13 protein-coding genes and 1 tRNA gene are annotated in these 14,572 nt (G+C 68.3%); 10 read left to right on the forward strand and 4 right to left on the reverse strand.

Going from position 1 to position 14,572, the window contains the following annotated elements:
* The first annotated feature begins 110 nt into the window (after positions 1–110).
* On the forward strand, positions 111–1,904 hold the full coding sequence (locus ACH34W_RS38410) for an ABC-F family ATP-binding cassette domain-containing protein (protein WP_395966091.1): 1,794 nt from the start codon (positions 111–113) through the stop codon (positions 1,902–1,904).
* A gap of 1 nt (position 1,905) precedes the next feature.
* Here the strand turns inward: ACH34W_RS38410 and ACH34W_RS38415 are convergent, their stop codons facing one another.
* The gene (locus ACH34W_RS38415) at positions 1,906–2,406 is read right to left on the reverse strand and encodes a MarR family winged helix-turn-helix transcriptional regulator (protein ID WP_395966092.1); all 501 of its coding nucleotides are present in this window, start codon (positions 2,404–2,406) and stop codon (positions 1,906–1,908) included.
* 76 nt (positions 2,407–2,482) lie between these two features.
* Between ACH34W_RS38415 and ACH34W_RS38420 the strand changes: the two genes are divergently transcribed.
* Complete coding sequence (locus tag ACH34W_RS38420) at positions 2,483–3,268, forward strand: trans-aconitate 2-methyltransferase (RefSeq protein ID WP_395966093.1); 786 nt, start codon at positions 2,483–2,485, stop codon at positions 3,266–3,268.
* A gap of 201 nt (positions 3,269–3,469) precedes the next feature.
* Here the strand turns inward: ACH34W_RS38420 and ACH34W_RS38425 are convergent, their stop codons facing one another.
* From ACH34W_RS38425 to ACH34W_RS38435, 3 genes are all read right to left on the reverse strand, one after another.
* Positions 3,470–3,706 carry a hypothetical protein gene (locus ACH34W_RS38425; RefSeq protein ID WP_395966094.1) on the reverse strand — a complete coding sequence of 79 codons (237 nt, stop codon included), beginning with the start codon at positions 3,704–3,706 and terminating at the stop codon, positions 3,470–3,472.
* Positions 3,707–3,821: 115 nt separating this feature from the next.
* Positions 3,822–4,649, reverse strand: coding sequence for a TetR/AcrR family transcriptional regulator (locus tag ACH34W_RS38430; protein WP_395966095.1), 828 nt, complete (start codon positions 4,647–4,649; stop codon positions 3,822–3,824).
* A 17-nt stretch (positions 4,650–4,666) separates the two neighbouring features.
* Positions 4,667–5,623: an acyl-CoA desaturase gene (locus ACH34W_RS38435; protein WP_395966096.1), complete on the reverse strand. Its 957-nt coding sequence runs from the start codon at positions 5,621–5,623 to the stop codon at positions 4,667–4,669.
* A 507-nt stretch (positions 5,624–6,130) separates the two neighbouring features.
* Between ACH34W_RS38435 and ACH34W_RS38440 the strand changes: the two genes are divergently transcribed.
* The 8 genes from ACH34W_RS38440 to cysD all read left to right on the forward strand — a co-directional run.
* Positions 6,131–6,205, forward strand: a tRNA-Gln gene (locus tag ACH34W_RS38440).
* A gap of 187 nt (positions 6,206–6,392) precedes the next feature.
* Entirely contained in the window at positions 6,393–7,907 is a 1,515-nt protein-coding gene (gene glmU / locus ACH34W_RS38445) for a bifunctional UDP-N-acetylglucosamine diphosphorylase/glucosamine-1-phosphate N-acetyltransferase GlmU (RefSeq protein WP_395966097.1), read from the forward strand.
* A 181-nt stretch (positions 7,908–8,088) separates the two neighbouring features.
* On the forward strand, positions 8,089–9,069 hold the full coding sequence (locus ACH34W_RS38450) for a ribose-phosphate diphosphokinase (protein ID WP_395966098.1): 981 nt from the start codon (positions 8,089–8,091) through the stop codon (positions 9,067–9,069).
* Between the two features lie 357 nt (positions 9,070–9,426).
* Positions 9,427–10,047 (forward strand): 50S ribosomal protein L25/general stress protein Ctc, encoded by a 621-nt coding sequence (locus tag ACH34W_RS38455; protein ID WP_395966099.1) that lies wholly within the window; start codon positions 9,427–9,429, stop codon positions 10,045–10,047.
* A 144-nt stretch (positions 10,048–10,191) separates the two neighbouring features.
* A complete protein-coding gene (gene pth / locus ACH34W_RS38460) occupies positions 10,192–10,767 on the forward strand; it encodes an aminoacyl-tRNA hydrolase (RefSeq protein ID WP_395966100.1) in 576 nt (191 codons plus the stop codon).
* 285 nt (positions 10,768–11,052) lie between these two features.
* Positions 11,053–12,567, forward strand: coding sequence for a sugar transferase (locus ACH34W_RS38465; RefSeq protein WP_395966101.1), 1,515 nt, complete (start codon positions 11,053–11,055; stop codon positions 12,565–12,567).
* 138 nt (positions 12,568–12,705) lie between these two features.
* Positions 12,706–13,578 (forward strand): 3'(2'),5'-bisphosphate nucleotidase CysQ, encoded by an 873-nt coding sequence (locus ACH34W_RS38470; RefSeq protein ID WP_395966102.1) that lies wholly within the window; start codon positions 12,706–12,708, stop codon positions 13,576–13,578.
* Positions 13,579–13,662: 84 nt separating this feature from the next.
* Positions 13,663–14,572 (forward strand): sulfate adenylyltransferase subunit CysD (gene cysD, locus ACH34W_RS38475; RefSeq protein WP_395966103.1); only part of this gene is annotated, 910 nt, incomplete at its 3' end.

Consider the following 14,572-nt stretch of genomic DNA (forward strand, 5'->3'; position numbering starts at 1 on the left):
GGCTGACCCCGATGGTGGGGCTGACCCCGGTGGTGGGGCCGTTCGTACGCGGCGCGGCCGGTGGGCACTAGGGCAGATGGCTTGAGACATGCCCTAGCCTTGATGGCGTCGTGAACCTCATCAATGTTGAGAATGTCAGCAAGGCCTACGGGCCTGCCCCGCTGCTCGATTCGGTGTCCCTCGGGCTGGACGGCGGCGACCGCATCGGCGTCGTCGGCCGGAACGGCGGCGGCAAGAGCACGCTGGTGTCCATCCTCGCCCGCTCGACCGAGCCCGACAGCGGCCGCGTGACCCACACCAGCGGGCTGCGGCTCGGTTATCTGACCCAGCGGGACGAGTTCCCCGACGGGGCGACCGTGCGTTCGATCGTCCTCGGTGACCGGCCCGAGCACGAGTGGGCCGGTGAGACCCGGATCCGCGACATCCTCGGCGGGCTCCTCACCGACCTCGACCTGGACGCGCCGCTGGCCGGGATGTCCGGCGGCGAGCGGCGCCGGATCGCGCTGGCCCGGCTGCTCGTCCCCGAGTCCGATCTGCTGATCCTCGACGAGCCCACCAACCACCTCGACCTCGAGGCCATCGACTGGCTGGCGCGGCACCTGAAGGAGCGCAGGGTCGCCCTGCTCGTCGTCACCCACGACCGGTGGTTCCTCGACGAGGTGACGGACCGCACGTGGGAGGTCGTCGACGGCGGGGTCGAGCGGTACGAGGGCGGCTACTCCGCGTACGTGCTGGCCAAGGCCGAGCGTTCCCGCATCGCCGCCGCCACCGAGGCCAAGCGGCAGAACCTGCTCCGCAAGGAGCTGGCCTGGCTGCGACGCGGCCCGCAGGCCCGCACGTCCAAGCCCAAGTTCCGGGTGGACGCCGCGCAGGCGCTGATCGCCGACGAGCCGCCCCTCCGCGACCCGGTCGAGCTGACGCGCTTCGCCACGGCGCGGCTCGGCAAGACGGTGTTCGACCTGGAGAACGTGGACGTCCAGCTCGGCGACCGGCACATCTTCGAGAACCTCACCTGGCAGCTCGGCCCCGGCGACCGGATCGGGCTCGTCGGCGTGAACGGCAGCGGCAAGAGCACCCTCCTCCGCCTCCTCGACGGCGACGTCACCCCGTCCGCCGGCAAGGTCGTCCGCGGGAAGACCGTCCAGCTGGCACATCTGTCGCAGAACCTCGAAGACCTCGACCCGTCCCGCCGCGTCCTGGAGTCGGTGGAGGAGATCCGCGGCCGGATCACCGTCGGCAAGCGCGACTGGACCGCGAGCCAGCTGCTCGAACGCCTCGGCTTCCGCAGCGATCGCCAGTGGACGCCCGTCGGTGATCTGTCGGGCGGCGAACGGCGGCGCCTGCAGGTGCTCCGGCTCCTCATGGCGGAGCCGAACGTCTTCCTGCTGGACGAGCCGACCAACGACCTCGACATCGAGACGCTCACCGAGCTTGAGGACCTCCTCGACGGCTGGCCGGGCACTCTCATCGTGGTCAGCCACGACCGGTACTTCCTGGAGCGGGTCACGGACCGCGTCGCCGCACTCCTGGGCGACGGCCGCGTCTCGATGCTCCCGGGTGGTGTGGACGAGTACCTGGACCGCCGTCGTAGCGGTACCGCCGTCAAACCCGGCCAGGCGGCATCGCAGTCGCAGTCGAAGGCGCAGACGGCTCAGGCAGCGGCCTCGGCGGCCAAGCAGGGCAAGGGCGGCGGCCAGGACTGGAAGGCCCGCAAGGAGCTCGACAAGCTCGAACGCCGGCTGGAGAAGCTGGGCAAGCAGGAGGCGGAGCTGCACGGGCGCTTGGCCGAGCATGCCACCGACTACGAGAAGCTTCAGGAGCTCAACGCGCAGCTCAAGGACATCCAGAACGAGGCGGCGCAGGTCGAGGAGGAGTGGCTCCTCCTGGCCGATGACCTGGGCTGACTCAGAGACCGTCGGGACTGTCGAAGGGGACGAGCAGGGTTCGCAACAACCCGGCGAGGGACTCGCGTTCGGCGGGACTGAGGCCGTCGAGGATGTCGTGCTCGCGCCGCAGGAGATCGGCGAACGCCGCGTCCACCCGGGTCTGGCCGGCCTCGGTGAGCCGCACCAGCACGCCGCGCTTGTCGCCGGGGTCCGGGTGCCGTTCCACCAGCCCGGCCGCGGCCAGCCGGTCGATCCGGTTGGTCATGGTGCCGGACGTCACCAGGGTCGCGCGCAGCAACCGGCCGGGGCTGAGCTCGTAGGGCGTCCCGGCCCGGCGCAGCGCGGTCAGCACGTCGAACTCCCACGGCTCCAGATCATGGGCGACGAACACCGCGCGCCGGGCACGGTCAAGATGCCTGGCGAGCCTGGAGATCCGGCTGAGCACGTGCAGGGGCTGGACATCGAGGTCCGGCCGCTCCGTGTGCCATGCCTCGACCAGCCGATCGACCTCATCCTGCATGCGCGACAGCCTACCTGTCTTGATATCGAGAAGACTTTCTTGACATCAAGATAGAGCCGGGTCATGATGTCTCTTGATGTCGAGACAAGTAGGTGCCATCTGGGACCCCGCGCAGTACGGGGTCTTCGGTGACGAACGCGCACGGCCGTTCGCCGAGTTGCTCGCCCGGGTCGACCTGGCGGCCCCCGGCCACATCGTCGACCTCGGCTGCGGAAGCGGCGAGCTGACCGCCTCCCTCCTCCGCCGCTGGCCCGACGCAAAAATCGAGGCGCTCGACAGCTCGCCCGAAATGATCGCCGCGGCTCAGGGCATCCCCGGCAAACTCACCTTTTCCGTAGGTGACGTCGCCACCTGGCGACCCGAACGCCCGGTCGATCTGATCATCTCCAACGCCGTCCTGCAGTGGGTCCCGACGCACAAGGACCTGCTGCCGCGCTGGATCGAGGCGCTGGCCCCCGGCGGTCGGCTGGCCTTCCAGGTGCCCGGCAACTTCGACGCCCCCAGCCACGCCCTCCTCCGCGAGATCTGCACGTCCCCGCGCTGGCGGGCCAAACTGGGCGACGCGCTCCGGCGGCATCCAGTCCTGGACCCGTCTGGCTACCTCGACCTCCTGTCCCGCCACGGCTGCACGGTCGACGCCTGGGAGACCACCTACGCCCAGCTCCTCCAGGGCGACGACCCGGTCCTCGAATGGGTCAAGGGCACCGCCCTCCGCCCCATCCTCACGAGGCTCGACCCGGCCGAGACCGCCGAGTTCCTCGCCGAATACGGAGCGCGCCTCCGCGAGGCGTATCCGCTGGCCCCGTACGGCACCGTCTTCCCCTTCCGCCGCATCTTCGTCGTCGCCAGCGGGGGGCCATAGACGCGGGGGGCCCATGGACGGGGTGCCGCCCGCCGCACGAGAGAAGCCAATCGTTCCCCTGCGGTGTGCCCTCTCGCGCAGCGGGCGGCATCCATCAAGGCCACGCTCCCCAATACCCGGTCTCGCGACCCGAGCCGGTGACCCCGGCCGGTGGCCGCCCGGAAGAACTCCAGACGCCCACCGGCTCACGTGGCCACCAGCTCACGTGGCGAGGGTTTCGGCTTCCCACTCGACGAGGGTGTGGTGGAGACGGTAGAGGACGCGGCGCAGCTCGTTGACGTGGTCGGACTGGCGGATCGCGTTGCGGAAGGCGTTGGGATCCGCGCGGCGGGCGTCCTCGTAGATCCAGAGCGACTCGTCGAGATCGCAGAGGAGGTCCAGGGCGCAGTCGTCGGCCGGGGAGTCCTGGCCGGCCTCGGGGTCGCGGCGGGCGATCATGGGGCCGCGCTCGGAGGGGCTAAGGCGCAGGGCGTTGACGGGTCCATCGGCTTCCTCCTTCTCGGGGGGTGAGACCGAGGCTAGGAGAAGGGGGTGACAGTTTGCCGATGGGCCGTCACGCTCTGTGGATAGGCTCGGAGATCGGCTCGTCGATCTGTTCGGGAAGGTCGTCGTCGGACGAGCGTCCCTTCCGCTGGGCCTTGGCGGCGGCCTTCTCTTCCTTCGCGGCCTCCTTGGCGGCGGCCTTTTCCTCCTTGGCGGCCTCCTTGGCGGCGCGTGACTTCATGCGTTCGAGCTCTTTGCGGCGGCGCCTGGGGTCGAGGGACGGGCGGGGCTCCAGCCCGGACAGGCCGTTCCAGGCGAGGTTCACCATGTGGGCGGCGACCTCTTCCCGCTTCGGCTTGCGCACGTCCAGCCACCACTGGCCGGTGAGGGCGACCATGCCGACCAGCATCTGGGCGTACATGGGCGCGAACTTCTCGTCATAGTCATGGCGGTCGAGCTCGTGCGCCATGACGTGCTCCACCTCGCCGGCGATCTCGGAGAGGAGGCTCGCGAAGCTGCCCGTGCCCGTGCCGCCGTGCGAGTCGCGGACGATGATGCGGAAGCCGTCGGGGTTCTCCTCGATGTACTCGAGGAGCGCCAGAGCCGCCTTTTCGAGCTTGCCGCGGTAGTGGACCGCGGAGCCGAGCGCCTCGGTGATCAGGCCGAGGAGCCGCTCGAACTCGCGATCGACGACGACGGCGTACAGCCCTTCCTTGCCGCCGAAGTGCTCGTACACCACGGGCTTGGAGACACCTGCCGCGGCGGCGATCTCCTCCACCGAGGTGCCGTCCAACCCCCGCTCGGCGAACAGCGTGCGGCCGATGTTCAGCAGCTGCTCGCGTCGTTCCTTGCCGGTCATGCGCTTCCTGCGCGATCGTGGCGGGGCCGGTTCAGTCATGGAATCAATTGTGACGCTCACGCGGGCACGTTCGTACGCTTGCTCGCAAGACGCTCGGAATTCGGCCAGCGGACATCGTGCGCCCAGCCCATCTTCTCGAAGGTCCAGATGACCCGGGCGCTGATGTCGACCTGGCCCTTCAGCACGCCGTGCCGCGCGCAGGTCGGGTCGGAGTGGTGCAGGTTGTGCCAGGACTCGCCGAGCGACGGGATCGCCAGCCACCAGACGTTGCGGGACTTGTCACGCACCTCGAAGTGCTCCTTGCCGAACGTGTGGCAGATCGAGTTGATCGACCACGTGACGTGGTGCACGAGGGTGATGCGGACCAGGCCGGCCCAGAACAGCGCGGTCAGGGCGCCCTGCCAGGACATGGTGAGCAGGCCGCCGAGGAGGGTGGGAAGGAAGAACGAGACCGCGACCAGGCCGGGGAACCACTTGTGGATGCGGACGATGTCCTTGTCGTTCAGGAGGTCCTTGGCGAACCGCTCCTTGGAGGTGCGGTTGCCGTCGAAGAGCCAGCCGTAGTGGGCCCAGACGAGGCCCTTGGTCAGGGCCTTCCAATCGTTGCCGAAACGCCACGGCGAGTGCGGGTCGAACTCCTTGTCGGAGTGCTTGTGGTGGCGGCGGTGGTCGGCGACCCAGGTGATGACCGGGCCCTCCATGGCCAGGCTGCCCGCGATCGCCATGAAGATCTTCAGGCCGCGGTTGGCCTTGAACGAGCCGTGCGTGAAGTAGCGGTGGTAGCCGACCGTGATGCCGCCGGCGGAGACGAAGTAGAACACCGCCATGAGAGCGATGTCGGTCCATCCGAGGATCCGTCCCCAGGCCAGCGGGATCGCGGCGATGAGGGCGATGAACGGGACACCAGTGAAGACCCCGACGAGGACCCGCTCGGAAACGCTGGTCGGCTCGGGCTCGATCTCCGGGCGCGAGGGCCGACTCGTCGAGGGTTCAAGGACGGGGGCTGTAGTCATGTGTCACCACTTCTTCCTGCGGATGAGGCTTACCTACGCTAGCGTAACCTACGCTTCCGTAGGTTTGACAGGGTCAGAACGTAAAATCAGTGGGATTCGGTCCCAGGAGGCTCAAAGCTCACTTGCGAGTCAGGCGCGTGTCACCTCGCTGGGAGCCAGCCCTGTGTGATCTGCCGCACGACGCCCTTGATTGGCACGTCGAAGCCTCCGCGCGATGCTTCTTCCAGCATCAACGCTCCAGCCTTGTTAATCGTTCGCTGTACTCACTTCGCATGAGGCCAGGTGTTCTTTCTTGTGGAACCTGCTCGATTGAGGCTGTCCTAAACAACCGCCCGAAACGATCACGAGGCCCCCTTGGGGAGGCTGGGCGGGGTGCATGACCGGCGCGTGACCGGCGCGTGGCTGCAGACCGAGGCTTGCTGCGGGCAATAGAGGTGAAGGCTGCGTCGTCGGCTCGGTATTGTTAGGCCCGACAGATCGACCATGCGGCTGATCTGTCGTCTTCGATCCGGCGTGGTGTAATTGGCAGCACAAGGGTTTTTGGTGCCCTCAGACAAGGTTCGAGTCCTTGCGCCGGAGCCATCCTGGTCGCCGGACGCTGCCTGGTGGGTGACAAGGCGGGGCTGGGCGGTATCCTTCGGGTGTCGGGCGAGTTACAGCCTGCCGTCCCTTCATCGCAGCAGGTAGACAGCAGGCTGGACACCGGGATTTTCGGACACCGAGCCTCGCCCGTGACCGATCCAGTCCGCGACGCCGAGGAGACTCCCCTGTGAGTGTCGGCCGTGCAGGGAGCTGGGCGAGCCGCCCGGCCGCCGTCATCGTCCTCGCCGCAGGCGAGGGCACCCGGATGAAATCCCGCACTTCCAAGGTCCTGCACGAGCTGTGCGGCCGCACCATGCTCGGCCACGTCCTGGCCGCCGCCGGGGAGCTCGAGCCCGAGCGCACCATCGTGGTGGTGGGGCACCGGCGGGAGCAGGTGGTCGCCCACCTGGAGGAGAACATGCCGGCCGCCGAGGCGGTCGTGCAGGAACGGCAGGGCGGCACCGGCCATGCCGTCCGGATGGTCCTAGAGCAGGTCGGCGAGCTCCGCGGGACCGTCGTCGTCACGAACGGCGACCACCCGCTGCTGCGCGGCGAGACTCTCGGACGCCTCGTCCAGGCCCATGAGAACGAGGGCAACGCGGTGACGATCCTCACCACCGAGATGCCCGACGCCACCGGGTACGGCCGGATACTCCGGGAGGGCGAGGACGGCGCGGTCACGGCGATCGTGGAGCACAAGGACGCCGATGACGAGCAGCGGGCCATCCGCGAGATCAACGTCGGCATGTACGCCTTCGACGGTGTCCTGCTGGGCGACGCCCTCAAGCGGGTGACGACCGACAACGCCAAGGGCGAGGAATACCTCACCGACGTTGTGGCCATCCTGCGCGGCGACGGCCACCGGGCCGGCGCCTACCGGGCCGCGGACTGGGTGGAGACCCAGGGCGTGAACGACAAGGTCCAGCTGGCGCAGGCGCGCCGGCAGCTGAACGACCGGATCCTCGAGGCGCACATGCGCGCGGGCGTGACGGTCGTCGACCCGCAGAGCACCTGGATCGATGTGACGGTGACCGCCGACGCGGACGCCGTCGTCCACCCCGGCACGCAGCTGCACGGGCGGACGCATCTGGACGAGGGCGCGGAGGTCGGGCCGGGCTGCACGCTGACCGACACCAGCGTGGGCGCCGGGGCACGCGTGATCAACGCGGTCTGCGACGGCGCCGAGATCGGGCCCGAGGTCTCGGTCGGCCCGTTCGCCTACCTGCGGCCCGGCACCAGGCTGGCGCGCAAGGCCAAGGTCGGCGCGTACGTCGAGACCAAGAACGCCGAGGTGGGCGAGGGCGGCAAGGTCCCCCACCTCACCTATGTGGGAGATGCCACGATCGGAGCCGGGGCCAACATCGGCGCCGGAACGATCTTCGCTAACTACGACGGCGTCAACAAGTTCCACACCGAGATCGGCGAGCACGCCTTCGTGGGCAGCAACTCCGTGCTCGTCGCCCCGGTCACGGTCGAGGACGGCGGTTTCACGGCGGCCGGCTCGACCATCACCAACGACGTGCCGCCCGGGGCGATCGCGGTCGCCCGCGGAAAGCAGCGCAACATCGAAGAGTGGGTCGAGCGCAAGCGCGCCGGCACCCGATTCGCCGAAGCGGCGGCCAAGGCCAAGGCCAAGGCGAATGAGCAGGCCGACGACAAGGCCGATGGCAAGGGCGACGACAAGGTCGACGACGCCGGATGACGAGCTCCGGGGGCGGCTGCCCCCGGTAAACCTGGGAGTGATCCTTCCGGGAAAAACGCTCGGAGGACTCCCTCCGGGGCATAGAGACCACTGCAGGTCGGCTACAGCTTTTCTTCGGCCTGCGGGGACTGGGGTCAACCCCCACGAAGTGCACAGTTCCGTTGAGGGGGAGTTGTCAGAGGTGAGTGGGATCAAGGCGAGCGGCCAGAAGAAGCTGATGCTCTTCTCCGGCCGGGCGCACCCGGACCTGTCCAAGGAAGTAGCCGACAATCTCGACGTCGAACTCACGCCCACGTCGGCCTACGACTTCGCGAACGGTGAGACGTTCGTGCGGTTCCTGGAGTCGGTCCGTGGCTCCGACGCCTTCGTGATCCAGAGCCATACCGCTCCCATCAACCAATGGATCATGGAGCAGCTGATCATGGTGGACGCGCTCAAGCGCGCGTCGGCCAAGCGGATCACCGTCGTGGCGCCGTTCTTCGGGTATGCCCGGCAGGACAAGAAGCACCGAGGCCGCGAGCCCATCTCGGCCCGGCTCATGGCCGACCTGTTCAAGACCGCGGGCGCCGACCGGCTCATCACGGTCGACCTGCACACCGCGCAGATCCAGGGCTTCTTCGACGGTCCGGTGGACCATCTGTTCGCGCTGGACATCCTGGCCGACCACTTCGAGAAGCGGCTCGACCTGACCCAGGTCACCATGGTCGCGCCCGACGCAGGCCGGGTGCGGGTCACCGAACGCTGGTCCGACCGCCTCGGCGGCGTGCCCATGGCGATCATCCACAAGAAGCGCGACCCCGACGTGGCCAACGAGGTCAAGGTCTTCGACGTCGTCGGTGAGGTCCGGGGCCGTACCTGCGTCATCGTGGACGACATGATCGACACGGGCGGCACGATCGTGAAGGCCGCCGACGCGCTCTTCGACCAGGGCGCCACCAAGGTCGTCGTCGCCGCGACGCACGGCGTGCTCTCCGGCCCCGCCGTCGACCGCCTCAAGAACTCCCGGATCTCCGAGGTCGTCCTCACCGACACCCTGCCGATCCCGGAGGACAAGCGGTTCGACAAACTGACCGTCCTTCCGATCGCCCCGCTGGTGGCCCAGGCCATCCACGAGGTCTTCAGCGACGGCTCCGTGACCAGCCTTTTCGGCGGTCACAGCTGAGCCGCCGATGCCGGCGTCCCGTGCGGCGCCGTCCGGTAATCAGCAGGTAAAAGGCATTTGGAACGCTCCGCGCCCGGATGGGCCGCGGGGCGTTCCGCGTTCGGAGCCGGGTCCAGGTCCCAGTTCTACGTCCGGGCTCCGCCCCTATGGCGCTTGCTGTTGCGACGATCGGCTAGACTTGATGAATCCGCGTATGCCCCGGGTCGTTCAGTACGGCTCCGATCGGACTCGCACTCCCCGGGGAACGCAAAGAATCTTCGAGGCGCCTGACGCGTCGAGCACCGCCTGATTCGCTTATGTCCGTAGCGGACGTCCATGACGGACGGCCGTGGATCGCAACAACAAGGAGTTTTCGCCGTGTCCGAGGTACGCATTGCCGCCGAGCCGCGCACCGAGTTCGGTAAGGGTGCCGCGCGGCGCACCCGCCGGGCCGGCAAGGTGCCCGCCGTCCTCTACGGTCACGGCACCGACCCCGAGCACATCTCGCTGCCCGGCCATGACCTGATGCTCGCCCTCAAGACCCCCAACGTGCTGCTGCGCATCGAGGGCCTGGGCGACGGCGCCGAGCTGGCCCTGCCCAAGGACGTGCAGCGCGACCCGATCAAGGGCTTCCTTGAGCATGTCGACCTGCTGCTGGTCAAGAGCGGCGAGAAGGTCACCGTCTCCATCCCGGTGAACGTGACCGGCAACGTCGTCGCCGGCGGCCGCATGGTGCAGGCCGAGGTCGAGATCTCGATCGAGGCCGAGGCCACCCACATCCCGCAGGGCGTCGACCTCGACATCGAGGGCCTGGAGCTCGACAGCCAGGTGCTCGCCAAGGACCTCAAGCTGCCCGCCGGCGCCACCCTGGCCGCCGACGAGGAACTGTTGATCGTCCAGATCGTCGACGCGACCGTCTCCACCGAGCCGGTCGAGACCGCCGCTGAAGAGGGCGCCGAGGGTGTGGGCGAGTCCGCCGAAGGCGAGTCCGCCGAATAACCCGCCGAATCAACGACGACGCCCGCCGGCCGTTCCTGGCTGGTCTGCCGTCTCCACGGCCCCCGGTCCGGTGCTCGCACCGCCGGGGGCCGTTCGGCTGAACGAGGAGCCGGCCGGGCGGGGCCGGTGTGGAGGAGAGAGTTCGTGAGCGCTGATCTCTGGCTGGTCGTGGGGTTGGGCAATCCCGGGCCGTCGTACGCCGGGAACCGCCATAACGCGGGCTTCATGGTCCTCGACACGCTGGCTGCGCGTATCGGCGGCAGGTTCAAGGCCCACAAGAGCCGGGCCGAGGTCGTCGAAGGGCGGCTGGCGGGCGCGCGCGCCGTCCTGGCCAAGCCTCGCACGTACATGAACGAGTCGGGCGGTCCGGTGAAGGGCCTGCAGGACTTCTACAAAGTGCCGCTGGAACGGGTCATCGTCATCCATGACGAGCTGGACATCCCGTACGGGGCCGTCCGGTTGAAGCAGGGCGGCGGTGACAACGGCCACAACGGGCTGCGCTCGATCACCAAGTCGGTGTCCGGCAAGGACTACATGCGGGTGCGGTTCGGAGTGGGGCGCCCGCCGGGCCGCATGGACGCCGCCGCCTACGTGCTCAAGGACTTCTCGGCGACCGAACGCAAGGAACTCGACCTCAACGTCGAACGCGCGGCCGACGCGGTGGAGGTCTTGGTCACCGATGGGCTCGCAGTCGCCCAGAACACGTTCCATGCCACCTGAACGAAGGTCGCCGACGGCGGCCTTCGCTGGTCGGAGGCATTTTCGACCAAGACAGACTCCCTCGACTGGTCTGGCCGATTCGGGTGCGCAGCGTGGTATTTGGTCCTACATTGCCGGAGTTGTGCTTCTGAAGTGCGGCTTTGTCCTGCGATTTGGACCCCGTCGATCGTAAGATGCGCACGAACGAGGTTCGTGGGACATGTGAACCTAGAGTGCCCTTCCGGCGTCCTTCGTGTGTGAGTACACACATGCGACACGTGTTTCAGGGTGGTTAGGTAGGCGTTCATGGCCGTCGTTGACAAGCTCCGGGTAGACATCTCACCCAGAGACGAACAGCGGCGCGCCCATACCCAGAACTGGACGGGATCGTACCGGCGTCGCGCCGGGGCCGTGGACTTTATCAGCATGCTGCTGGCGGGCCTGATCGCCTTCGTGTTGCGCTTCTCCGGCACCCCGAGCCTCATGAGCGGGCCGTACATCGCGCTCACCCTCGCCCTGCCGGTCCTGTGGGTGCTCATCCTGCTGATCAACCGGGCGTACGAGCCGCGCTTCATCGGGGTGGGCTCGGAGGAGTTCCACCGGGTCCTGCGGGCCGGATTCATCATCACCGCGACCGTCGCGATCGCCGCGTACGCCACCAAGACCGAGGTGGCGCGCGGCTACGTGGTGGTCGCGCTGCCGCTGGCCACCTTCATCAACGTGTTCGCGCGATACCGCCTGCGTAAATGGCTGCATCGCCGTCGCTGGAACGGCGAGTGCATGCGCAGGGTGGTCGCCGTCGGCCATCGGGCGGCGCTCGCTGACCTGATCAGGCTGCTACGCCAGAAGCGGTACCACGGCATGGACATCGTCGGCGTCTGCCTGCCCCCGGTCCTGTTCGAGAGCGACGACGCGCTGCGGGCGGAGCTGGACGACGACGAGAGCTTCCTGGACGTGAGCAGCGTCGAGGGCGTTCCGGTGCTGGGCGACTTCGGCCAGACGGCGAAGGTCGTCGAGCAGATCGGGGCCGACTCGGTCGCCGTACTCGCCTGCCCCGAGATGGACGGCATCGCGCTGCGCCGGCTGGCATGGCAGATCGAGCGCGACGACGTCGAGCTCGTCGTCGCCCCCGCGCTCATGGACGCCGCCGGGCCGCGGATCTCCATCCGCCCTGTCGCCGGGTTGCCGCTGCTGCACGTCGAGCACCCGGAGCTCGACGGTGGCCGCAAGTTCCTCAAGAGCATGGTCGACCGTGTCGGCTCGCTGGCGGGCCTGGCGTTCCTCAGCCCGCTGATACTCGCGATCGCCATTGCGATCAAGGTCACCAGCAGCGGGCCGGTGTTGTTCCGCCAAGTGCGGGTCGGCCGCGACGGCAGCGAGTTCACCGTGCTCAAGTTCCGCACGATGGTCGTGGACGCCGAGGCCCGCAAGGTCGAGCTGATCGAGCACAACGAGAACGACGGCGTGCTCTTCAAGATGAAGCAGGATCCGCGCATCACCAAGGTCGGCCGCTGGCTCCGCCGCTACTCGCTGGACGAATTGCCCCAGCTCATCAACGTGGTGCGCGGCGACATGTCCCTGGTCGGCCCGCGCCCGCCGCTCCCCGAGGAAGTCGCCAGATACGGGGACGACGTCCGCCGCCGCCTGGTCGTCAAACCCGGCATGACCGGCCTGTGGCAGGTGAACGGCCGCTCTGACCTGACCTGGGAGGAGTCCGTCCGGCTCGACCTGCGCTACGTCGACAACTGGTCGCTCGCCCTGGACCTCCAGATCATGTGGAAGACCTGGTCCGCCGTTTTCCGCGGCTCCGGCGCCTACTGACGCGGCGCCGCGCCTCCACCGCGAAACCGACATGGCAAGGTGGAAGGTGAACGCCGTGGCCCCGGTTGGGAACCTGGAGGGGGCGGCGTGAGAATGTATACCGAACAGACCAACCGAGTCGGGAATGTGGGTCGAGCGATGACGGAGAGCGGTGGCGTGTCCGCGGCGGCCGGCGACCACGCGTTGGCGGCGGAACTCGCTGCGACCGCGGGCCGGATCCTGCTGGGCGTACGCGAGGAGATCGGGTTCGCGGACTCCCGCGTCCTCAAGGACACCGGGGACCTTCGGGCGCACGAGTACCTCATGGCCGCGCTCGCCGAACGCTGTCCGGGGGACGCGATCCTGTCCGAGGAAGGCCGCGCCTCCGTCGCCGGCAAGGGGGCGACGACTCCCACGGCGAACACGTCCGATGAGGTACGGCTCCAGGCGGACCGGGTCTGGATCATCGACCCGCTCGACGGGACCCGGGAGTTCTCGGAGGAGGGCCGCCAGGACTGGGCGGTGCATGTGGCGCTCTGGGAGAAGGACCGGCTGACGGCGGGGGCGGTCGCACTTCCCGCGCAGGGTAAGACCCTTGTCACGGGCCCCGCGGGGGCCAGTGTGGTCAACGTCACAGAGGCCGAGTCGTTGCGAGTCTCGGAGCCCGCCGAGGGACGGTTGCGGATCGCGGTGAGCCGGACCAGGCCGCCCGCGTTCGTGCAGCGGCTGGCCGAGGTCCTGGACGCGAAAGTGGAACTGGTGCCGATCGGATCGGCGGGTGCGAAGATCTCCGCGGTGCTGCTCGGCGAGGTCGACGCGTACGTCCACGCGGGCGGCCAGTACGAGTGGGATTCGGCCGCTCCGGTCGCTGTCGCGCTGGCCGCCGGGGCCCATGCGAGCCGGATCGACGGGTCCGAGGCCGTCTACAACCAGAAGGACCCCCGGATGCCGGATATCCTGGTCTGCCATCCCGTGTCGGCATCGACGCTGCTGACCGGCATCCGGGACGTGAGCGACGCCCTGCCGGAGTGACCCGTCCGGGTACACGACCCAGCCGGTGGGAAGAGCGTTCCCCCGGAGCACCTGCCAGAAAGCGTGTGGAGAGAGCCCCAGACCATGCAGCGCTGCGATTACCTGTTGTCCCAGTTGGACGTGCTTGAGGCCGAGTCGATTCAGATCATCCGGGAGGTGGCTGCTGAGTTTGAGCGGCCGGTGTTGTTGTTTTCGGGTGGCAAGGACAGCATTGTGATGCTGCGGCTGGCGGAGAAGGCGTTTTGGCCGGCGCCGATTCCGTTTCCGGTGATGCATGTCGATACCGGCCATAACTTTCCCGAGGTGATCGAGTACCGGGACCGCCGCGTCGCCGAGCTCGGGGTCCGTCTCGTTGTGGCGTCGGTGCAGGACTCCATCGACCAGGGTCGGGTGGTGGAGGAGACCGGGCGGCGCGCGTCCCGGAACCGGTTGCAGACCACCAGCCTGCTGGATGCGATCGAGGAGCACCAGTTCGACGCCGCGTTCGGTGGTGCGCGCCGGGATGAGGAGAAGGCGCGCGCCAAGGAACGGGTGGTGTCGTTCCGGGATGAGTTCGGTCAGTGGGATCCCAAGAACCAGCGGCCCGAGCTGTGGAATCTGTACAACACCAGGATCCGTCGTGGTGAGCATGTGCGGGTGTTCCCGTTGTCGAACTGGACCGAGCTGGACATCTGGGACTACATCCGCCGCGAAGCCTTGGAGTTGCCGCCGATCTACTTCGCGCACACCCGGATGGTGTTCGAACGCGACGGCATGCTGCTGGCCGACATCTCTTATGCCAACCGCGGCGACGACGAACCGGCGTTCGAGGCGACGGTGCGGTACCGCACCGTCGGCGACGCCTCCTGCACGGGTGCGGTGAAGTCGGCCGCGGGCACGCTGGATGAGGTGATCGAGGAGATCGCGGCGACCCGGATCACCGAGCGCGGCCAGACCCGCGCTGATGACCGGGCCAGTGAGGCCGCGATGGAGGACCGCAAGAAGGAGGGCTACT

The organism is Actinomadura sp. 6N118 (assembly GCF_044326415.1).
In the GTDB taxonomy this organism is placed as follows: Bacteria; Actinomycetota; Actinomycetes; order Streptosporangiales; family Streptosporangiaceae; genus Spirillospora.

Coding starts and splice junctions, on each gene's coding strand:
- ACH34W_RS38425 (WP_395966094.1), bottom strand. CDS start 3,706: ATGATCGCCCGCCGCGACCCCGAGGCCGGCCAGGACTCCCCGGCCGAC.
- ACH34W_RS38420 (WP_395966093.1), top strand. CDS start 2,483: ATGTCGAGACAAGTAGGTGCCATCTGGGACCCCGCGCAGTACGGGGTC.
- ACH34W_RS38470 (WP_395966102.1), top strand. CDS start 12,706: ATGACGGAGAGCGGTGGCGTGTCCGCGGCGGCCGGCGACCACGCGTTG.
- ACH34W_RS38430 (WP_395966095.1), bottom strand. CDS start 4,649: ATGACTGAACCGGCCCCGCCACGATCGCGCAGGAAGCGCATGACCGGC.
- ACH34W_RS38435 (WP_395966096.1), bottom strand. CDS start 5,623: ATGACTACAGCCCCCGTCCTTGAACCCTCGACGAGTCGGCCCTCGCGC.
- ACH34W_RS38415 (WP_395966092.1), bottom strand. CDS start 2,406: ATGCAGGATGAGGTCGATCGGCTGGTCGAGGCATGGCACACGGAGCGG.
- ACH34W_RS38465 (WP_395966101.1), top strand. CDS start 11,053: ATGGCCGTCGTTGACAAGCTCCGGGTAGACATCTCACCCAGAGACGAA.